At 71.8% G+C, this 20,923-nt stretch carries 13 protein-coding genes, 1 tRNA gene, 1 rRNA gene and 2 pseudogenes; 4 read left to right on the plus strand and 13 right to left on the minus strand.

Annotation, left to right across the window (positions count from 1 at the left end):
• The gene (locus tag ACFY61_RS04805; RefSeq protein WP_389467039.1) at positions 1-708 is read right to left on the minus strand and encodes an NADPH-dependent F420 reductase; all 708 of its coding nucleotides are present in this window, start codon (positions 706-708) and stop codon (positions 1-3) included.
• 229 nt (positions 709-937) lie between these two features.
• A complete protein-coding gene (locus ACFY61_RS04810; RefSeq protein WP_389466952.1) occupies positions 938-1,450 on the minus strand; it encodes an EF-hand domain-containing protein in 513 nt (170 codons plus the stop codon).
• 131 nt (positions 1,451-1,581) lie between these two features.
• Between ACFY61_RS04810 and ACFY61_RS04815 the strand changes: the two are divergent.
• The 3 genes and pseudogenes from ACFY61_RS04815 to ACFY61_RS04825 form a co-directional block, all read left to right on the plus strand.
• Positions 1,582-2,368 (plus strand): annotated as a pseudogene (locus ACFY61_RS04815) (Fpg/Nei family DNA glycosylase); the annotation flags it as partial.
• A gap of 77 nt (positions 2,369-2,445) precedes the next feature.
• A pseudogene (locus tag ACFY61_RS04820) lies at positions 2,446-2,727 on the plus strand (nuclear transport factor 2 family protein); the annotation flags it as partial.
• Between the two features lie 73 nt (positions 2,728-2,800).
• Positions 2,801-3,565, plus strand: a complete 765-nt coding sequence (locus ACFY61_RS04825) for an SDR family NAD(P)-dependent oxidoreductase (protein ID WP_389466955.1) — start codon at positions 2,801-2,803, stop codon at positions 3,563-3,565.
• Here ACFY61_RS04825 and ACFY61_RS04830 read toward each other — a convergent pair.
• The 9 genes from ACFY61_RS04830 to ACFY61_RS04870 all read right to left on the minus strand — a co-directional run bounded on the left by ACFY61_RS04830 (position 3,513) and on the right by ACFY61_RS04870 (position 17,740).
• Positions 3,513-3,809: a hypothetical protein gene (locus ACFY61_RS04830; RefSeq protein ID WP_389466957.1), complete on the minus strand. Its 297-nt coding sequence runs from the start codon at positions 3,807-3,809 to the stop codon at positions 3,513-3,515. The two genes, ACFY61_RS04825 and ACFY61_RS04830, sit on opposite strands and share 53 nt — an antisense overlap.
• A 205-nt stretch (positions 3,810-4,014) precedes the next feature.
• Entirely contained in the window at positions 4,015-4,398 is a 384-nt protein-coding gene (locus ACFY61_RS04835) for a helix-turn-helix domain-containing protein (RefSeq protein ID WP_389466959.1), read from the minus strand.
• A 109-nt stretch (positions 4,399-4,507) separates the two neighbouring features.
• Positions 4,508-5,047: a CinA family protein gene (locus ACFY61_RS04840; RefSeq protein WP_389466962.1), complete on the minus strand. Its 540-nt coding sequence runs from the start codon at positions 5,045-5,047 to the stop codon at positions 4,508-4,510.
• Positions 5,044-5,706 (minus strand): CDP-diacylglycerol--glycerol-3-phosphate 3-phosphatidyltransferase, encoded by a 663-nt coding sequence (pgsA, locus tag ACFY61_RS04845; protein WP_389466965.1) that lies wholly within the window; start codon positions 5,704-5,706, stop codon positions 5,044-5,046. Before pgsA ends, ACFY61_RS04840 begins: the two co-directional genes overlap by 4 nt.
• The gene (gene rimO / locus ACFY61_RS04850; protein ID WP_389466968.1) at positions 5,703-7,208 is read right to left on the minus strand and encodes a 30S ribosomal protein S12 methylthiotransferase RimO; all 1,506 of its coding nucleotides are present in this window, start codon (positions 7,206-7,208) and stop codon (positions 5,703-5,705) included. The genes pgsA and rimO overlap by 4 nt, the downstream gene beginning before the upstream one ends.
• A gap of 115 nt (positions 7,209-7,323) precedes the next feature.
• Positions 7,324-8,223 carry a helix-turn-helix domain-containing protein gene (locus ACFY61_RS04855; RefSeq protein ID WP_389466971.1) on the minus strand — a complete coding sequence of 300 codons (900 nt, stop codon included), beginning with the start codon at positions 8,221-8,223 and terminating at the stop codon, positions 7,324-7,326.
• Between the two features lie 173 nt (positions 8,224-8,396).
• Positions 8,397-11,198: a DNA translocase FtsK gene (locus tag ACFY61_RS04860; protein WP_389466973.1), complete on the minus strand. Its 2,802-nt coding sequence runs from the start codon at positions 11,196-11,198 to the stop codon at positions 8,397-8,399.
• A 134-nt stretch (positions 11,199-11,332) separates the two neighbouring features.
• The gene (locus tag ACFY61_RS04865; protein ID WP_389466976.1) at positions 11,333-12,013 is read right to left on the minus strand and encodes a two-component system response regulator; all 681 of its coding nucleotides are present in this window, start codon (positions 12,011-12,013) and stop codon (positions 11,333-11,335) included.
• Between the two features lie 207 nt (positions 12,014-12,220).
• Positions 12,221-17,740: a HAMP domain-containing protein gene (locus tag ACFY61_RS04870; RefSeq protein ID WP_389466978.1), complete on the minus strand. Its 5,520-nt coding sequence runs from the start codon at positions 17,738-17,740 to the stop codon at positions 12,221-12,223.
• A gap of 215 nt (positions 17,741-17,955) precedes the next feature.
• Here ACFY61_RS04870 and ACFY61_RS04875 point away from each other — a divergent pair, with 215 nt between their 5' ends.
• Positions 17,956-20,475 carry a SpoIIE family protein phosphatase gene (locus ACFY61_RS04875; RefSeq protein WP_389466981.1) on the plus strand — a complete coding sequence of 840 codons (2,520 nt, stop codon included), beginning with the start codon at positions 17,956-17,958 and terminating at the stop codon, positions 20,473-20,475.
• Between the two features lie 116 nt (positions 20,476-20,591).
• Here ACFY61_RS04875 and ACFY61_RS04880 read toward each other — a convergent pair.
• Together ACFY61_RS04880 and rrf are read right to left on the minus strand one after the other, a co-directional pair.
• Positions 20,592-20,664 (minus strand) — tRNA-Thr (locus tag ACFY61_RS04880).
• Positions 20,665-20,669: 5 nt separating this feature from the next.
• A 5S ribosomal RNA gene (gene rrf, locus ACFY61_RS04885) occupies positions 20,670-20,786 on the minus strand.
• Positions 20,787-20,923: the final 137 nt, after the last annotated feature.

The raw sequence follows: 20,923 nt of genomic DNA on the forward strand, positions 1-20,923 counted from the left end.
TCAGCGGACCACCTTGATCCCGAAGCGGGCGCCGCCGAGCGCGAACTGGATGGCGCTGTGCATATGGGTGTACATCTCCATGCCCCGGGAGGAGACCAGCGGGCCGAGGTCGAGGACGTCCCGCCAGCCGTAGGACCGCAGCAGGGCGGTGACCTGTGCCTTGGCGTCGGCGTGTTCCCCCGCGATGAAGATCGTGTGGTCGCCGCCGCCGACGCTGCCCGGGTCCACGGCGGTCTCCTGCTCCTGGGTGACGCAGGCCTTGACCACCTTGGTGTCCGGGAGGGCCCGCTGGATGCGTTCGCCCAGGCTGTCGGAGTCCACGGGGTCCAGTGCGGGCATCACCCCCCACGGGGTGGGCCAGGGGTGTGCCCGCTCGGGGTTGTAGACGAAGGGGACGGCGTAGTCCATGAGGGTCTTGCCGGCCAGCTGGTCGGCGATGCCGCCGAGCACCCGTACGGCGTTGGCGCCGTCGATGCCGTTGATGGCGAGGTCGGCCTCGGCCGCGGCCTCCCCGAAGGTCATGAGCTCGATGCCGGGGTAGTCGGCGAGCCACTGTCCGAACGGTTCGATTCCCATGAAGTCGGGTTCGGTCCGGCCGAGGGTGACCTGGGAGTCGCGGGTGCCGACGACGACCCGGTGGCCGAGCTGGAGCAGTCGCGCGGCATGCGCGCGGCCTCCGGATCCCGTGCCGAGCACGGCGATCCTCATGGGGGTGGGGGGCTGTGCGGTCGTCATGGCTGTCTCCTCACGTTCCCCCTGCGGCTGCTTCCCCCACCCCAGGAGGAGCCTGACCACCCCGGCCGGTGAAGCGGGCCGGACCCGCCGGTGCGGTGCGAACCACCGGGACCGGATCGCCGGAGTGGCCGAAGGCCGGCCGCCGGGACCGGCCCGGGGGTACCCGGACCCGGTCCCGGCGGCCGGCCGCGCGATCGGCTGGTCAGGCGGGCCCGCGACGGGCGTGCAGGGCGTCCGCCATGGGCGAGGAGCCCCCGGTGACGTACGCGCGGATCGAGCCCAGGTAGGCATCCCGGCCCACGCGGCCGTCGCCGTCGGTGTCCAGTACGTCGAACGCCGTGCCCGCGTTGCCCGCGGGGTTGCCGAGCGCCGCCCGCAGCCGGGTGAACTCGGCCTTGTCCAGCGCGCCGTCCGCGTCGGCGTCGGCCAGGTCGAACAGGGACCCGAGCGCCTGCCGGCAGACCTCGTCGAAGGCCTCGGCACCCGCCCACGCCGCGTACTCCTCGAAGGTCACCGCTCCGTCGCCGTCCGCGTCCATCGACGCGAAGACCTGCTCGTGGGCCGAACGGGCGACGGAGACGAGCGGGTCCTCACTGACCCGCCCCAGCTCGGCCGCCGCGCGTTCCGGCCGCGCGAGGTACTCGCTGCGGGAGATGACCCCGTCGCCGTCCGCGTCCAGCATGGTGAAGATGTGGCGCTTGGCGGTGGTGCTCATGGGTGTCCTTTCGAGTGTTCCGGCCCGGATCGCTTCCCGTCGTGGCCCGGGTGACTCCCAGCACACACCCCCGCGCCCCCCGGTGCCCCCTTCACTCCCCCTTCCGGGCGCGCGCCGCCCACAATGGACGCATGCCCGAGGGAGACAGCGTCTGGCGAGCCGCCGCACGGCTGCACGCGGCCCTGGCCGGTGAACGGCTGACCCGCGCGGAGTTGCGGGTGCCCCGGTTCGCGGCGGCGGACCTCACCGGGCGGACGGTCCTGGAGGTCGTCCCGCGCGGCAAGCACCTGCTCGCCCGGGTCGAGGGCGGCCTCACCGTGCACAGTCACATGCGGATGGACGGCGCCTGGAAGGTCTACGCGGCCGGTGAACGCTGGCGAGGCGGCCCCGACCACGAGGTCCGCGCCGTCCTCGGCACCGGCGCGCGCACGGCCGTCGGCTACCGGCTGCCCGTCCTGGAGCTGATCCGCACCGCCGACGAGGGCGGGGCCGTCGGCCACCTCGGCCCCGACCTGCTCGGTCCGGACTGGGACGAGGAACGGGCCGCCGCCAACCTCCGGGCCGACCCGGACCGCCCCCTCGGCGAGGCGCTGCTCGACCAGCGCAAGCTGGCCGGCATCGGCAACGTCTACAAGTGCGAGCTGTGCTTCATGGCCGGGGTGACGCCCTGGACCACCGTCGGCGCGCTCCCCGACTCCGTCCTCGACCGTCTTCCCGGCGCGGCCCACCGCCTGCTGCGCGCGAACGCCGGCCCCGCCGGCCACCGCACCACCACCGGCCCGCACCGCCCCGGCCGCCCCAGGCTCTTCGTGTACGGGCGCGCCGGCCGGCCCTGCCTGCGCTGCCGGACCCCGGTCCGCGAGGCCCCCCAGGACGACCGCCCCACGTACTGGTGCCCCCACTGCCAGGCCGGGCCCGTCGGCGAGGACCCGGCGGCCGTGGTGCGCCGCTTCAACACCATGATCGGGGCCCGCGACCTCGCCGGGCTGGGCGCCCTCATGTCCGAGGACCACACCTTCGTCGACCCGGCCGGCACCGTCGTGGCGGGCCGCCGGGCCTGTCTCGACGCCTGGCGCGGCTTCTTCACCGCCTTCCCCGACTACCGCAACGTCTTCGACTCCGTCACCGCCGAGCACGGGGTGGTGTCCGCCGCCGGGCGTTCGGAGTGCTCCGACCCGCGGCTCGCGGGCCCCGCCCGCTGGAGCGCCACCGTCCGGGACGGCAAGGTGACCCGCTGGCACGTGTACGGGGACCCCGCCGCGCCCCCGAACCCCTGACCCCCGTCCCCCTCCCGTGTCCACCCTCCCCGAGTGTTGACGCCCCGTCAGGTCCGGTCGTACCGTCCCGGTCATGCCCATCGCCTCGTACGACCTCACCGGCCGCACCGCGCTGATCACGGGCGCCGCCAGCGGCATCGGCCGGGCCTCCGCCCGGCTCCTCGCCGAAGCCGGGGCCGTGGTGCACTGCGCCGACCGCGACGAGCGGGGCCTCGCCGAGACCGTGGCCCTGATCACCGAGGCGGGCGGGACCGGCCACGCGCACCCCCTGGACGTCACCGACCGGGGCGCGGTCAGGGCCGCCGTGGCCGCCGCCGGCCGGCTCGACATCACCGCCGCCATCGCCGGGATCATGCACACCAGCAGCGTGGTGGACACCCTCGACGAGGACCTCGACCGGGTGATGGAGGTGAACTTCAAGGGGGTGCTCTACGCCTGCCAGGAGTCGGCGCGGGCCATGCTCGCCGCCCGGACCCCCGGCTCCATCATCACCATGGCCTCGGGAGCCGTGGACACCGCAGGCCCGGGCCTGCTCTGCTACAGCGCCGCCAAGGCCGCCGTGGTCCAGCTGACCAAGACCCTGGCCGCCGAGGCCGGCCCGCACGGCATCCGGGTCAACGCGGTCGCCCCGGGCTGGGTCCGCACCCCCATGACCGGCCGCCACTCCCCCGAGGTCCAGGAGCAGACGGAGGCCGTGATGACGAGGATGGCCCCGCTGCGCCGGGTCGGTGAGGCCGAGGACATCGCCCAGGCCGTGCTCTACCTCGCCTCGGACGCCTCGTCGTTCATGACGGGCCAGATCCTGCGGCCGAACGGCGGCGTCGTGATGCCCTGGTGATCCTGCTGCCCGGGCCGCGAGGACCACGGCCGCCTTCCGGGCGCGCCCGCCGGGCACAGTGGACCGGCAGCAGGCTCAGGCCCCAGCCGCCGACCGCCACCGCGCCCTCCACCGGCCCCGAAGTGCCGGGAGTCAGGGTGAGCCGGACCACGGCCCACCACCACAGCGCCCCGGCCGCCAGGGCCAGGGGTATGAGCAAGAGCCGCACGGGGGCCTCCCAGGGCGCGTGACCCGACCCGCCCATCGTCCCGTACGCCCGTCTGCCGCGCACCCAGAACGCAGCGGCCCGGCCCTGCGGATCGCACCCACCCCCGGAACGCGCCGAGAGACGCCGAGACGAGCCGGGCACACCGCGCGGACCGTACGCCGCGTACGTCCCCGGACAGCACGGAGCCCCGGCCGGCACGGACGCTGCCCGTGCCGGCCGGGGCCCGGCCACACTCACGCACTCACGCGGCTACGACGTTCACCGCTTCCGAGGGTGCCTTGATGGTCACCCGCTCCGGCGGGCCGCCCGCGACCGAGGTCACGGACACCGAGCCGAGCATCGGGCGAACCGGCGCCGGCACCGGGTCGCTCGCCGCAGCCGACTGCGCCAGTTCGGCGAGCGAGAGCTCGTCGCTGACCTCGCGCATCAGCTCGGACATCCGTACGTCCAGCGCGTCGCAGATCGCGGAGAGCAGCTCGGAGGACGCCTCCTTCTGCCCCCGCTCCACCTCGGAGAGATAGCCGAGCGAAACTCGGGCGGACGAGGAGACTTCGCGCAGAGTACGGCCCTGGCGCTGGCGCTGCCGACGCAGCACGTCACCCAGCAGGCGACGGAGCAGAATCATCGGTGGCTCCCTCCTCTGACCGTGTAGCCGCATCCTTCACGCCCCACCGTACCGCCTCGCGCCGCGGCCGTGCGGGGAGCGATGTCGTGTTCACTCAGGGCTGCAAACATCAAATCCCCCCGTTCTGTTCCGTATCCTGCCTCCGCGCATTGTCACGGAGTTCGCTTGATAGCAGTTCGAGCACTGTCCGTACACTCTCCCTACGGATTTCCGTACGGGAGCCGTTCAACCGCAGTCGGACGGATTTCCGGGCCCACGGGCCGGCCACGGCCACGAAGACCGTCCCCACCGGCTGCCCGTCCTGAGGGTCCGGACCGGCCACTCCGGTGGTCGCGATCCCCCACGAAGCACCCAGCGCGCGCCGCACCCCCGCGGCCATCTCCTCGGCCACCTGGGCGTTCACCGCGCCGTGCGCGGCGAGCAGCGCCGCGTCCACCCCGAGCAGGGTGTGCTTCAGCTCGGTGGCGTACGCGGTGACCGACCCGCGGAAACTCCGGGAGGCTCCCGGGACGGCGGTGAGCTCGGCGGCCACCATCCCCCCGGTCAACGACTCCGCGACCGCGAGGGTTCCGTCACTCTCCGCGAGCGCCCGCAGCACCTCCGCCGCCACCCCCGCGGCGCCGGTGGACTCCCCCGCCGGATGTGTCACCTCTCGGCCCGCTCCGCCGTCATACCCCGGCGGCGCAGCACCACGGCCTGACGTACGTAGTCCAGACCGGTGATCACCGTCAGCAGGACGGCGACGGCCATCATCCAGAACCGCAGGGTGGCCAGCGGCCCGGTCAGGGCCAGCACGTACATGCCGACGGCGGTGCCCTGGGCCAGGGTCTTCAGCTTGCCGCCGCGGCTGGCCGGGATCACCCCGTAGCGGATCACCCAAAAGCGCAGCAGCGTGATCCCGAGCTCCCGCCCGAGGATCACCCCGGTCACCCACCAGGGCAGTTCACCGAGCCAGGACAGGCAGACCAGCGCGGATCCCATGATCGCCTTGTCGGCGATCGGGTCGGCGATCTTCCCGAAGTCCGTGACCAGGTTGTACGTCCGGGCCAGGTGCCCGTCGAACACGTCGGTGATCATGGCGACGGCGAAGGCCGCCCATGCCCAGGCCCGCCAGACCGGGTCGTACCCGCCGTCGGCCAGCAGGAGCAGCACGAATCCCGGCACCAGCACCAGCCGGACCATCGTCAGGATGTTGGCGATGTTCCACAGGCTGGCCTGGTTCACGGCCGCAGCGCCCAGCTTCCCGCCGGGTGCCGAACCGGGCCGGCGGTTGGTCCCGCCCGCCGCTGATGCCGGGACTCCGGTCATCCGGCCGCCTCCTCGCGCTCCACCCGCTCCAGCGGTTCGGCAACCAGGTCCACGCCCAGCGTTCCGACCACCTTCGCCACGACGATACGTCCGGGGACCAGGCCGGTGCTGTCGGTGAAGACCACCTGGCCGTCGGTCTCGGGCGCCTGGTGAGCGGCGCGCCCGTAGGCGCCGGTCTCGTCCTCGTCCACCGCCTCGACCGATTCGACGAGCACCTCGACGGTCTCGCCGACGCGCTCCTCGGCCCGCTGCGAGGTGAGCTCCTCGGCCAGCCGCTGCAGGTGGGCAAGCCGCTCGGCGATCACGTCGTCGTCGAGCTTGTTCTCGTAGGTGACGGCCTCGGTGCCCTCCTCGTCGGAGTAGCCGAACACGCCGATGGCGTCGAGGCGGGCGTGGTTGAGGAAACGCTCCAGCTCGGCGAAGTCGGACTCGGTCTCGCCGGGGAAGCCCACGATGAAGTTGGACCGCACACCCGCCTGCGGGGCCTTGGAGCGGATGGTGTCCAGCAGCTCCAGGAAGCGGTCGGTGTCGCCGAAGCGGCGCATGGCGCGCAGCACGTCCGGCGCGGAGTGCTGGAAGGACAGGTCGAAGTACGGCACCACCTTGGGGGTGGAGGTCAGCACGTCGATCAGCCCGGGCCGCATCTCGGCCGGCTGGAGGTAGCTGACCCGGACCCGCTCGATCCCGTCGACCGCGGCGAGCTCGGGCAGCAGGGTCTCCAGCAGCCGGATGTCACCGAGGTCCTTGCCGTACGAGGTGTTGTTCTCGGAGACCAGCATGACCTCCTTGACGCCCTGCTCGGCCAGCCAGCGGGTCTCGCCCAGCACGTCGGAGGGACGGCGGGAGATGAAGGAGCCGCGGAAGGACGGGATGGCGCAGAAGGAGCAGCGGCGGTCGCAGCCGGAGGCCAGCTTCACGGACGCGACCGGGCTGGTGTCCAGGCGGCGGCGCAGCGGCGCGCGCGGGCCGGAGGCGGGCGCGAGGCCCTCGGGGAGGTCGGCGGGGGCCGGAACGGGCTCCTGGGCGTGGCCGGGCAGGGCCACCTCGGCGTTCTGCCGCTCGGCGGGGCTGATCGGCAGCAGCTTGCGCCGGTCGCGCGGGGTGTGGGCCTCCACGCTGCCGCCGCTGAGGATGGTCTGGAGCCGGTTGGAGATGTCGGCGTAGTCGTCGAAGCCGAGGACGCCGTCGGCCTCCGGGAGGGCCTCGGCGAGCTCCTTGCCGTAGCGCTCGGCCATGCAGCCGACGGCGACGACGGCCTGCGTGCGGCCGCCCCCCTCACGAGCCGCGGTCTTGAGGTCGTTCGCCTCAAGGAGGGCGTCCACGGAGTCCTTCTTGGCGGCTTCGACGAAGCCACAGGTGTTGACGACGGCGACGTCCGCTTCGGCGGCGTCCTCGACGAGCTCCCAGCCATCCGCCGCCAAGCGGCCTGCGAGCTCCTCCGAGTCCACCTCGTTACGGGCGCAGCCAAGAGTGACAAGGGCGACGGTACGGCGTTCGGGCATGGACTCAAGACTACTTTGTCCGAACGGCGCCCCCCGCCCCAAGGCCCGGTAAACCAAGATCCCCGAGGTCGGCGGCATGTGTGGCGCCGCGCCCCGGGGAACCGGAATGACCTGTTCAGCCCGCCTGCGGCTGATCCTGGCGCTGATCGTCCTTGGTGTAGGTGAGACGTTCGACCTGTCCCGGCTGGAAATCGTCCTTGATCTCCTTGCCGTTCACGAACAGCTGGACGGCCCCGGCGTCACCGAGCACCAGGTCGATGGACTCCTTCGCGGTGAAGGTCTTGGAGTCGCCCATCTCGACCATGCCGTCGAAGAGCGTCCGGCCGGTGGAGTCCTTCGCCGAGATCCAGCTCTCGCCGTCGTTGGCGGTGAGGACCACCGTCACCACGTCCTTCGGCACCGCCGCGATGGCGCTGTCCGAGGGCTCCGGGCTGACCGGCTTCGACGGCCGCTGCGGCTTGGGGGCCAGCGGGGCCGGCGCGGTCGGGGTGATCACCTTGCCGGTCTGCTTGGGCACGGCCCCCGGCGAGGCGGAACCTTCCGCCACGGGCCGCTTGCCCTCGTCGCCGCCACCGCCGAAGGCGGTGAAGCCGACGAACCCGATCACGGCGACGATGGCCGCGACCATGGCCGCGGTCCAGTTGGGACGCTGCCGCTCGGGCCTGATCCGCTCCGCGTCGAACAGGGGTGCGGCGGGGGTCGGGGCCGGGCGGCCGCCGTGCGCGGCGTCATAGCTGTCGACCAGCGGATCGGGATCGGCGCCGACCGCGCGGGCGATCGTACGGATGTGGCCGCGGGCGTAGACATCGCCGCCGCAGCGGGTGAAGTCGTCCTGCTCGATCCCGTGCACGATGGGGCTGCGCACGCGGGTGATGGAACTGACCTCGTCGACGGTGAGCCCGGCGGCGATCCGGGCCTGCTGGAGAATCCGGCCGATGGACGGGCCGGCTTCCGGCCGCTCTTCAGCGGTCGAAGGCTGGTCGTCTTCGGGGGAGTTGGATTTGCCGATGGACACGAGGGCGCCTTTCGAGCGTGTAGCCACCTGCTGGACGTCCAGTCTAGGGGGGTGACGAAAGGGTGGAGCAACCGGAGGGCGGGTCTCCGTACGCCATCAGTATGGCGGCCGGTTCTCCCCCCTCCTCCCTCAACTCGACGCGCGGCGAGGGGAAACGGTTGCCCCCTTGCCCCTTACGGGTGAGACTCCCCCCGGATGACGGCGAGCACGCCGTCCAGCTCGTCCGGTTTCACCAGAACGTCCCTCGCCTTCGAGCCCTCGCTCGGGCCGACCACGCCCCTGGACTCCATCAGGTCCATGAGCCGCCCGGCCTTGGCGAAGCCCACCCGGAGCTTGCGCTGGAGCATCGAGGTGGACCCGAACTGGGTCGAGACCACCAGCTCGGCGGCCTGGCACAGCAGGTCGAGGTCGTCGCCGATCTCCTCGTCGATCTCCTTCTTCTGCTTCTGGCCGACCGTCACGTCGTCCCGGAAGACCGGGGCCATCTGGTCCTTGCAGTGCTGGACGACCTTGCCGACCTCCTCCTCCGTGACGAAGGCGCCCTGCAGGCGGACCGGCTTGTTGGCCCCCATCGGCAGGAACAGCCCGTCGCCCTTGCCGATGAGCTTCTCGGCACCGGGCTGGTCGAGGATGACCCGGCTGTCGGCGAGCGAGGAGGTGGCGAAGGCCAGCCGCGAGGGCACGTTCGCCTTGATGAGACCGGTGACCACGTCCACCGACGGCCGCTGGGTGGCGAGCACCAGGTGGATGCCGGCGGCGCGGGCCAACTGGGTGATGCGGACGATGGAGTCCTCCACGTCCCGCGGCGCGACCATCATCAGGTCGGCCAGCTCGTCCACGATCACCAGCAGGTAGGGGTACGGGTTGAGCTCGCGCTCGCTGCCCGCGGGCAGCTTGATCTTGCCCTCCCTGATGGCCTGGTTGAAGTCGTCGATGTGCCGGTACCCGAACGCGGCCAGGTCGTCGTAGCGGAGGTCCATCTCCCGCACCACCCACTGCAGCGCCTCGGCGGCCCGCTTGGGGTTGGTGATGATCGGCGTGATCAGGTGCGGGATGCCCTCGTACGCGGTGAGCTCGACCCGCTTGGGGTCGACCAGCACCATCCGGACGTCCTCCGGGGTGGCCCGGACCATGATCGAGGTGATCAGGCAGTTGATGCACGACGACTTGCCCGAACCGGTGGCGCCGGCCACCAGCACGTGCGGCATCTTCGCCAGGTTGGCCATGACGTAGCCGCCCTCGACGTCCTTGCCGAGCGCCACCAGCATCGGGTGGTCGTCCTCGGCGGAGTCCGCCAGCCGCAGCACGTCGCCCAGGTTCACCATCTCGCGGTCGGTGTTCGGGATCTCGATGCCGACCGCCGACTTCCCCGGGATCGGACTGATGATCCGGACGTCGGGGCTGGCCACCGCGTACGCGATGTTCTTGGTCAGCGCGGTGATCCGCTCGACCTTGACCGCCGCGCCGAGCGTCACCTCGTAGCGGGTGACCGTCGGCCCCCGGGTGAACCCGGTGACGTCGGCGTCCACCTTGAACTCGGAGAAGACGTTGCGCAGCGAGTGGACGATGGCGTCGTTGGCGGCGCTGCGGGTCTTGCCCGGACCTCCCCGCTCCAGCAGGTCGAGGGAGGGCAGCGCGTACGTGATGTCCCCGCGCAGCTGGAGCTGTTCGGCCCGCGGCGGCAGCGGCTCGCCCGCCTCCGGCGGCGCCTTGGTCAGGTCGGGCACCGTGAACGGGCCGGCACCCCCGGACGTCGCCGCGCCCGGCCGGCCGGGACCGCCCGGTGCGGCGGGCTCCTCCTCGCGGGCCGGGACCGGCGCCGCCGGCACCGGCGTCGTCGGCTCGGTACCTGCGGCGGTACCGGCGGCGGAGCCGGCCCGGCCGCCTGAGATGCCCTGGGTCAGGTCCGCGACCAGCGGGGACGGAGGCAGGCCGCCCAGCACCGCCCCGTCGAGCGCGGCGGCGGCCGCCGCGGCCACGTCCACGGCGTCCATCTCGCGGTCCAGCGGCGGCTGCACCGGGTCGCGCCGCCTGCGCCGCCGCTTGGCGAGGGCCTCCTCCTCGGCGGCACCGCCCGGATCCGCCGGGCCGCCCCCGGCGGGCCGGCCGCCTCCGCTCCGGGCCCGCCAGCGCTCCGGGTCGTGCCGGCCCGCGGCCCCGTCCTCGCCGGGCTGTTCGTCGTACTCCCCGGGCTGGATCACACCCAGCCGGATGCCGAGCCGCCGCAGCCGCTGCGGGATGGCGTTGACCGGGGTGGCGGTGACCACCAGCAGCCCGAACAGGGTCAGCAGCACCAGCATGGGCACCGCCAGCGGCGCGCCCATGGTGAAGATCAGCGGCTTGGAGGCCGCCCAGCCGATCAGCCCGCCCGCGTCCCGCATGGCGGCCTCGCCCTCGCCGCGGCCGGGGGCCCCGCAGGCGATGTGCACCTGCCCGAGCACGCCCACCACCAGGGCGGACAGCCCGACGCCGATGCGGCCGTTGGCGTCGACCTCCTCGGGGTGGCGGATGAAACGTACCGCCATGATCCCCAGGAGGACCGGGACGAGCAGGTCCAGCCGCCCGAAGGCGCCGGTGACCAGCATCCTGACCAGCGTGCCGACGGGCCCCTGGAGGTTGGACCAGGTGCCCGCGGCCACGATCAGCGCCAGGGCCAGCAGGAGCAGCGCGACGCCGTCCTTGCGGTGCGCCGGGTCCAGGTTCCGCGCACCCCGGCCCATGCCGCGGAACACCGCGCCTACCGCGTGGGCGACACCGAGCCACAGCGCCCGCACCAGCCGCACCACACCGCCCGACGGCGGGGGCGCCGCCTTGGCGGTCTTCTTCGCCGGCGCGCGCCTGGCGGGCGCCGCCTTCTTGGCGGGGGGCTTGCGCGCGGGCGCAGCCTTCTTGGCCGGCGCCGTCGTACGGCCGGTGCGGGCCTTCGCGGTGCCCGCTGTGCTCTGGGAACCCTTGCCGGACGTACGTGAGGCCATGGGGGCGAGGTTACCGGTGAGCGCGCCGGTGGACACGCGTGCCCACCCCTTCACCCGTTCGTGTCGGGCCGCGCGTACGCGTTTTGACGTACCGCCAGGCCGGGCGCACCCCCGGCGGGGGCGCGCCCGTACGGTCAGGTCTGGACCGGCAGAACCGGCGCGGTACCGCCCGCGCCCGGCTCCAGCGCGTCCAGCGCCCGCCGCAGGCCGGTCAGTTTGCGTTCCAGATGGGCGGCGGTCGCCACCACCGAGGCGTCCGCCGACTCCTCACCGAGCTGCTTGGTGAGCGCCTCGGCCTGCTCCTCGACCGCGGCCAGCCGGGCGGAGAGCTCTGCGAGCAGGCCCGCCGCCTCCTTGCTGTCCGAGCCGTTCGGGGTGCCGCCGTCCAGCTGGAGGCGCAGCAACCCGGCCTGCTCGCGCAGCTGGCAGTTCTTCGTGTAGAGGTCCACGAACACCGAGACCTTGGCCCGCAGCACCCACGGGTCGAAGGGCTTGGAGATGTAGTCCACCGCTCCCGCCGCGTAGCCGCGGAAGGTGTGGTGCGGACCGTGGTTGATCGCGGTCAGGAAGATGATCGGGATGTCCCTGGTCCGCTCCCGCCGCTTGATGTGCGCGGCCGTCTCGAACCCGTCCATCCCGGGCATCTGCACGTCCAGCAGGATGACCGCGAAATCGTCCGTCAGCAGCGCCTTGAGCGCTTCCTCCCCCGACGACGCCCGGACCAGTGTCTGATCGAGCGCGGAGAGGATGGCCTCCAGCGCCAGCAGATTCTCCGGCCGGTCGTCGACCAGGAGGATCTTGGCCTTCTGCACCATGCCCTGCCCTCCTCGCCCCGGCATGGGGCCTCCCCGGCCCGTCCTTGTGCCGGTCATCGTAGCCCCAGTCCCGAGATCGCCACACCCTGTCACCAGGATGTCACTGTGCACGTAGCGAAAACGTGAGGAGAGCAGCCGGAGTTCCCGCTCCGGCGACCGCCGGGGACCGGGTTTCCCCGGACTCCCGCGGCCGCCGGCCGGCCGCCCTCACCCGGCCCGCATGTGCTGTTCCATCACCGACAGCAGATAGTCCGGGTCCACCGGCTTGGTCACGTAGTCGGAAGCCCCGGAGTCGATCGCCTTCTCCCGGTCCCCCTTCATCGCCTTCGCCGTCAGGGCGATGATCGGGAGTCCCTCGAACTGCGGCATCCGCCGGATCGCCGCCGTCGTCGCGTACCCGTCCATCTCCGGCATCATGATGTCCATCAGCACGACCGTCACGTCGTCGTGCTGCTCCAGCACCTCGATGCCCTCGCGACCGTTCTCCGCGTACAGCACGTTCAGCCCGTGCTGCTCCAGCACCGACGTCAGCGCGAACACGTTCCGGACGTCGTCGTCGACGATCAGCACCTTCTCGCCGTGGAAGTCGTACGTCCGCGGGACCGGCGGCAGCTCCCCGGCCTCCCAGTCCTCGCCCGTGGGCTGACCGGGCACCTCGCCACGCATCCGCTCCTCCCCCAGCGCCGCCTTCCGGCGCCGCCGGAACAGCGCCGAGGAGCCCTGCCCCTGCGCCCCGGCCCGCTCCGGCCGCTCCTGCCCCGCCGACACCGCGGGCAGCGCCCTCGGAGCCGCCACCGGCGCCGCGGGCTGCACCGGGCTCGCCGCCGGCAGCGGCGCCGGCTCGTCCGCCTGCCGGCGGTACGCGTCGCCGCGGCCACCCGGCGCGGGCGGCGCGTACCCCTGCGGCGGCAGCTCGCTCGGGTGCAGCGGCAGGTACAGCGTGAACGTCGAACCCCGGCCGGGCTCGCTGGCCGCGTGGATCTCACCGCCCAGCAGCCGGGCGATCTCCCGGCTGATCGACAGGCCCAGACCCGTGCCGCCGTACTTCCGGCTCGTCGTCCCGTCCGCCTGCTTGAACGCCTCGAAGATCACCAGCATCTTGCTGGCCGCGATGCCGATCCCGGTGTCGGTGACCGAGAACGCGATCAGGTCGCCGTCCGCCTCCCGCAGCGAACCGGCCTCCAGCAGCTGCTCCCGGATGGCCTGCGGCACGTCCGACCCGGCCGGCCTGATCACCAGCTCGACCGCACCGTTGTCGGTGAACTTCACCGCGTTCGACAGAAGGTTCCGCAGCACCTGCAGCAGCCGCTGCTCGTCGGTGTGCAGGGTAGCCGGCAGCTCCGGCGAGACCCGGACCGAGAAGTCCAGCCCCTTCTCCGCGGTCAGCGGCCGGAACGTGGCCTCCACGTAGTCCACCAGCTGCACCAGCGCGATCCGGGTCGGCGAGACGTCCATCTTGCCCGCCTCGACCTTCGACAGGTCCAGGATGTCGTTGATCAGCTGGAGCAGGTCGGAGCCGGCGCCGTGGATGGTCTCGGCGAACTCCACCTGCTTCGGCGACAGGTTGCCGTCCGCGTTGTCCGCCAGCAGCTTGGCCAGGATCAGCAGCGAGTTCAGCGGCGTCCGCAGCTCGTGCGACATGTTCGCCAGGAACTCGGACTTGTACCGCATCGACACCGCGAGTTGCTCGGCCCGCTCCTCCAGGACCTGCCGGGCCTCCTCGATCTCGGTGTTCTTCACCTCGATGTCGCGGTTCTGCTGGGCCAGCAGCTCGGCCTTCTCCTCCAGTTCCGCGTTGGCCGCCTGCAGGGCCTTCTGCCGGTTCTCCAGCTCGTCGGACCGCTCGCGCAGTTGCTCCGTCATCTCCTGCGACTGCTTCAGCAGCACCTCGGTCCGCGAGTTCACGCTGATCGTGTTGACGCTCGTACCGATCATCTCGGCGATCTGGCTGAGGAAGTCCTTCTGGATCTGCGTGAACGGCTGGAACGAGGCCAGCTCGATCACGCCCAGCACCTTCCCCTCGAACAGCACCGGCAGCACGATCACGTGCGCCGGCGGCGCCTCCCCCAGCCCCGAAGCGATCTTCAGGTAGCCCGGCGGAGTGTTCTCCACCAGCATCGTCCGCTTCTCCTCGGCGACGGTCCCGATCAGCCCCTCGCCCGGCCGGAACGACTGCGGCATCTGACCGCCCGCGTACGCGTAGCTCCCGCGCATCCGCAGCTCGTACGAGCCGTCGGCGCCCACCCCGATCTCGTTGGCACTGCCTCCGGACGGCACCGCGAGGAAGAACGCCCCGTGCTGCGCCGACACCACCGGCGTCAGCTCGCTCATGATCAGCGAAGCCACGTCGTCGAGGTCCCGCCGCCCCTGCATCAGACCGGAGATGCGCGCCAGGTTGCCCTTGAGCCAGTCCTGCTCCTTGTTGGCCAGCGTCGTGTCCCGCAGGTTCGCGATCATCGTGTTGATGTTGTCCTGCAGGACCTGGATCTCCCCGGCCGCATCCACGTCGATCTTCAGGTTCAGGTCACCGCGGGTCACCGCGGTCGCCACCGCCGCGATCGCCCGCACCTGCCGCGTCAGGTTCCCGGCCATCTCGTTCACCGACTCGGTCAGGTCCCGCCAGGTGCCGTCGATGTCCCGCACCCGCGCCTGACCGCCCAGGATGCCCTCGGTACCCACCTCACGGGCCACCCGCGTCACCTGGTCGGCGAACGACGACAGCTGGTCCACCATCGTGTTGATGGTGGTCTTCAGCTCCAGGATCTCCCCGCGCGCGTCGATGTCGATCTTCTTGGTCATGTCGCCCTTGGCGATGGCGGTCGTGACCATGGCGATCTGACGCACCTGACCGGTGAGGTTGGACGCCATGAAGTTCACCGAGTCGGTGAGGTCCTTCCACGTCCCCGACACCCCCGGAACGTGCGCCTGACCGCCCAGGATCCCCTCCGTGCCCACCTCACGGGCCACCCGCGTCACCTCGTCCGCGAACGAGGACAGGGTCTTCACCATCGTGTTCACCGTGTCGGCGAGCTCCGCGACCTCGCCCTTCGCCTCGACGGTGACCTTCTTCGTCAGATCACCGCCCGCGACCGCCGCCGACACCTGCGCGATCCCCCGCACCTGCGCCGTCAGGTTCCCGGCCATCGTGTTGACGTTGTCGGTCAGGTCCTTCCAGGTACCGGTGACACCCCGCACCCGGGCCTGACCGCCGAGGATGCCCTCCGAACCCACCTCACGGGCCACCCGCGTCACCTCGTCCGCGAACGAGGACAGCTGGTCCACCATCGTGTTCACCGTGGTGACCAGCTCCAGGATCTCGCCCTTGGCATCCACCGTGATCTTCTTCGACAGATCGCCCATCGCGACCGCCGTCGTCACCTCGGCGATGTTGCGGACCTGCGAGGTCAGGTTGTTCGCCATGAAGTTCACGGACTGGGTGAGGTCCTTCCAGGTGCCGGAGACACCCTTCACCTCCGCCTGCCCGCCGAGGATGCCCTCGGTACCCACCTCGCGCGCCACCCGCGTCACCTGCTCCGCGAAGTTCGAGAGCTGGTCGACCATCGTGTTCAGGGTGTTCTTCAGCTCCAGGATCTCGCCGCGCGCGTCCACGTCGATCTTCTGCGACAGGTCACCCCGCGCCACCGCCGTCGCCACCTGCGCGATGTTGCGGACCTGACCGGTGAGGTTGGACGCCATGAAGTTCACCGAGTCGGTGAGGTCCTTCCACGTCCCCGACACCCCCGGCACCTGCGCCTGACCGCCCAGCCGGCCCTCCGTACCCACGTCCCGGGCCACCCGCGTCACCTGCTCGGCGAACGCCGACAGCTGGTCGACCATCGTGTTGATGGTGTTCTTCAGCTCCAGGATCTCGCCGCGCGCGTCCACGTCGATCTTCTGCGACAGGTCACCCCGCGCCACCGCCGTGGTCACCTGCGCGATCTGCCGCACCTGCGAGGTCAGGTTCCCGGCCATGAAGTTCACCGAGTCGGTGAGCTCCTTCCAGGTCCCCGACACGCCCTCCACCCGCGCCTGACCGCCCAGCCGGCCCTCCGTGCCCACGTCGCGGGCCATCCGGGTCACCTGGTCGGCGAACGACGACAGCTGGTCCACCATCGTGTTCACGGTGTTCTTCAGCTGGAGCATCTCGCCGGAGACGTCCACCGTGACCTTCTGCGACAGGTCACCGTTCGCCACCGCCGTCGTCACCTGCGCGATGTTGCGCACCTGACCGGTCAGGTTCCGGAACGCCGTGTTCACCGAGTCGGTCAGGTCCTTCCACGTGCCCGCCGCACCCGGCACGTGCGCCTGCCCGCCCAGCTCGCCCTCGGCACCGATCTCCCGGGCCACCCGGGTCACCTCGGCACCGAACGCCGACAGCTGGTCCACCATCGTGTTGACGGTGTTCTTCAGCTCCAGCATCTCGCCGGCCACGTCCACCGTGACCTTCTGCGACAGGTCACCGTTCGCCACCGCAGTCGTCACCTGCGCGATGTCCCGCACCTGCGTGGTCAGGTTCCGGAAGACCGTGTTCACCGAGTCGGTCAGGTCCTTCCACGTACCCGCCGCACCCGGCACCTGCGCCTGACCGCCCAGCAGGCCCTCCGCGCCGACCTCGCTGGCCACCCGCGTCACCTCGTCGGCGAAGGTCCGCAGCGTGTCCGTCATCTGGTTGATCGTCTCGGCCAGCTGCGCGACCTCACCGCGCGCGCTCACCGTCACCTTCTGCGTCAGATCGCCGTTCGCCACCGCCGTGGTGACCTGCGCGATCCCCCGCACCTGCGCGGTCAGGTTCCCCGCCATGGTGTTGACCGAGTCGGTCAGGTCCTTCCACACCCCGGCCACCCCGGGCACCACGGCCTGACCACCCAGCTCGCCCTCCGTACCGACCTCCCGGGCCACCCGGGTCACCTCGGAGGAGAACGACGACAGCTGGTCCACCATCGTGTTCACGGTGTTCTTCAGCTGGAGCATCTCACCGGCCACGTGCACCGTGACCTTGCGCGACAGGTCGCCCTTGGCCACCGCCGTCGTCACCAGCGCGATGTCACGCACCTGAGCGGTGAGCCGGTACGCCATGGTGTTGACGGAGTCGGTCAGGTCCTTCCACGAACCCGACATCCCCCGCACCTGGGCCTGCCCGCCCAGCTTGCCCTCGGTACCGACCTCCAGCGCCACCCGCGTCACCTCGTCGGTGAACGCCGACAGCTGGTCGACCAGGTTGTTGACCGTCCGCCCGACCTTCAGGAACTCCCCGCGCAGCGGGTGGGTCACCCCGTCCGGCGACAGCGTCCGCAGGTCCATCCGCTGCTGCAGGTCGCCCTCGGCCACCGCCGACAGCACCCGCCCGACCTCCGACACCGGCCGCGCGAGGTCCTCCACGAGCTGGTTGGACGCGTCGATGGCGGCGGCCCAGGCACCCTCACAGGCACCCGTTTCCAGCCGCTCGCTCAGCTTCCCCTCGCGCCCGACCATCCGCCGGACCCGGGACAGCTCACCACTGAGGTGGAGGTTGCGGTCCGCCACCTCGTTGTAGACGGCGGCGATCTCCGCCATCACCCCGTCGCCGGACACCGTCAGCCGCCTGCGGAAGTTACCGTCCCGCATCGCGACCAGTGCGACGAGCAGCCGGTTCAGCGCGGCGGTGTCGACTTCCGTCGTGCCGCCCCGCCGGGCCCGACCGCCCTTCGGCCGCGAACCCGTCCGTCGCGCCGCTACGCCAGCCTCCACCGTGTCCCTCCCGAAAGGGTCGACCTCTGCTCGCCGGACGTGTCCGGCCCCTCAAGCCTTCCCAGTGTTTCACCCTGGCCGAACCCGGCCATAACATTCCGGCACCATCGCACACCGCCCGCATCCTGCGGGTGGAATCCCGTACGACGGCGCCCGCACCCGGGGCGGGGTAAGTAACCTGGCGTCCGACTGTCCATCCGCGTCAGAGGAGTCCCGTGATCACGGCCAGGGCGGCTGCCAGCTTCGATCCCGTAGGGCGCTCGGTCGCGGCTGCCCGCACGTTCGTCCGCGACACCCTGCAGGGCTGGGGCTTCGCCGACATCGTCGACGACGCCGTGGTCCTCACCAGCGAACTGGTCACCAACGCCGTGGTCCACGCCGGCACCCGCGCCGAGGTCCTCTGCCTGCGCTCCGAGGACGGCGTACGGGTCGAGGTCGCCGACCAGTACCCGGACCGCGCGCTCCCCCTCACCCCTCCCGCCCGGCTGTACGCCGACCCGGACCGCGAGAGCGGCCGCGGCCTGATGCTGTGCGCCGCCCTCGCCACCCGCTGGGGCGTCGAGTACACGGCCGCCCGCAAACACGTCTGGTTCCGCCTGGACCTTCCGGACCGGCCGGTCGGTACCCGCTCCGCGGGGCCCGTGGTCCCCGACCAGCTGCTGCCCCTCGCCGACACCCGGGTCCGCGTCGCCGTCCTCCAGCTCGACGCCGCCGGCGCCGTCACCTCCTGGAACGAGGACGCCGAGGCCGTCTTCGGCTACCCCGCGGAGAAGGCCCTCGGCCGCCCCCTGTCCGAGCTCGCCGCCTGGCCCCAGACCCCCGGCACCGGCACCGGCGTCGCCGAAGCCCTCCGCCTCTCCCGCTGGGAGGGCAGCTACGGCATCCGCGCCGCCGACGGCCGGGTCGTCCCCGTCTACGCCTCCCACCTGCGCGTCCGCGACGCACAGGGCGAGCCCTCCACCGTCTGCCTCCTGGTCCACGACGACGAGCGCGCCATCCTGCAGAGCCCCACCCGCGTCCCCGCCGACGACGCCCGCTTCACCGAGCCCCGCGCCGCCGACCCCTTCGAGGTCTTCATCGGCTCCCCGGCCCCCGACGACCTCGACGGCCTGCTCCAGCGCACCGTGGAACGCGCCCGCGACATGCTCGACGCCGACTCCGCCTTCCTGCTCCTGGCCACGGACGACGAGACGGAACTGGAGGTCAGGGCCACGACCGGCCTTCCCTCCACCCGTCAGCGCTTCGCCCGGGTCCCCGTCGAGGCCGGCACCAACCGCTTCGGCTCCGCCCGCATGCCCGCCGTACACGACGACATCACCACCACCCCCGGTGCGGTGCCGCTGCTGGACGCCACCGGCATGCGCTCGGTCGTCACCGTCCCCCTGAAGGTCGAGGGCCGCCTCACGGGCTCCCTCGGCATCGCCGCCGAGATCCCCGGCCGCTACGCGAACGACGACGCCCTGCGCCTTCAGTTCGCGGCCGACCGGATCGCCCTCGCGGTGGAGTCGGCCCGGCTCGGCGAGCTGGAGCGGCTGCGCCGCGGCTCCCTGTCCTTCCTCGTGGAGGCTTCCGACCTGCTGGCCGGCACCCTGGACCGGGACCAGACCCTGGCCCTGATGGCGCAGATGACCGTCCCTACCCTGGCCACCTGGTGCGCCGTCTACACCATCACCGACACCGCCTCCGAGCCGTACCTCTCGTACGTGCTCCACGAGGACGAGGACCGCATCGACGACCTCAAGGCCCTGCTGTCCCGGGTGGAGCCCCCGGACCCGGTCACCGAGACCGGCGCCCGTCCCTGGCAGGCCGCCGCCTCGGCGGTCCACGCCGAGACCGTGGTCCTGCCGCTCCTCGCCCGGAACCGCGTCATCGGCCTGCTCACCCTGGGCAAGCCCCACCAGGACCACTTCCGCCAGGAGATCCTCGAACTCGCCGAGGACCTCTCCCGCCGTGCCGCCCTGGCCCTGGACAACGCCCGCCTGTACTCGGAGCGCACGGCCATCAGCCGTTCCTTGCAGCGCAGCCTGCTGCCGCCCGGCTCCCCGGCCATCCCCGGCATGGAGGTCGAGGTCATCTACCGTGCCGCCGGCGAGGGCAACGAGGTGGGCGGCGACTTCTACGACGTCTTCCCGATCCGTGACGGCGCCTACGGCTTCGCCATCGGCGACGTCTGCGGTACGGGCCCGGAGGCCGCGGCCGTCACCGGCCTGGCCCGCCACGCGCTGCGCCTGCTGGCCCGGGAGGGCCTGGGCGGCCCCGCGGTCCTGGAGCGGCTGAACGCGGCGATCCTCGACGAGGGCGCCCGCAGCCGCTTCCTGACGCTCCTCTATGGCGAGCTGCATCCGCAGCCGGAGGGCGGTGCCCTCATGAAGGTGGTCTGCGCGGGCCATCCGCTGCCGCTGCGGCTCCGCCCCGACGGGCAGGTCCTGCCGGCCGCGGATCCCCAGCCCCTGCTGGGCGTGATCGACGACCTCGACCTGTACGAGCAGACCCTGACCCTCGACCCGGGCGACGTCCTGCTGTGCGTCACGGACGGCGTGACGGAACGGCGCGAGGGCTCCCGCATGCTGGGCGACGACGGTCTCAGCGACGTCCTGTCCACGTGTACGGGCCTTACGGCCGGTGCGGTCGCCTCGCGGGTCCTGCGTGCGGTGGAACGCTTCGCCGCGGAGCCGGCCTCGGACGACATGGCCATCCTCGCCTTCCGCGTCCCGGAACCGCGTACGGGCGACTAGCCGGTCCGTGTTCCGGGCCCCCGGCAGCGGGGCCCGGAACTCTCGCCGTACCGGCCACCCTCCCGTACGCACAAAACAAAAAAGGCCCCCGCCAATGGCGGGGGCCTTCTTCTCTGAGCCCTTTAACGGAATCGAACCGTTGACCTTCTCCTTACCATGGAGACGCTCTACCGACTGAGCTAAAAGGGCGGGTTGTTCGGCGGCGTCCTACTCTCCCACAGGGTCCCCCCTGCAGTACCATCGGCGCTGAAAGGCTTAGCTTCCGGGTTCGGAATGTAACCGGGCGTTTCCCTAACGCTATGACCACCGAAACACTATGAAGTTGAACTCCAGCCGACAAGGCGAGTTCGTTACTTCAGAACTAACACAGTGGACGCGAGCAACTGAGGACAAGCCCTCGGCCTATTAGTACCAGTCAGCTCCACCCGTTACCGGGCTTCCACATCTG

This window comes from Streptomyces sp. NPDC012888, from assembly GCF_042900645.1.
Classification (GTDB): Bacteria; Actinomycetota; Actinomycetes; order Streptomycetales; family Streptomycetaceae; genus Streptomyces.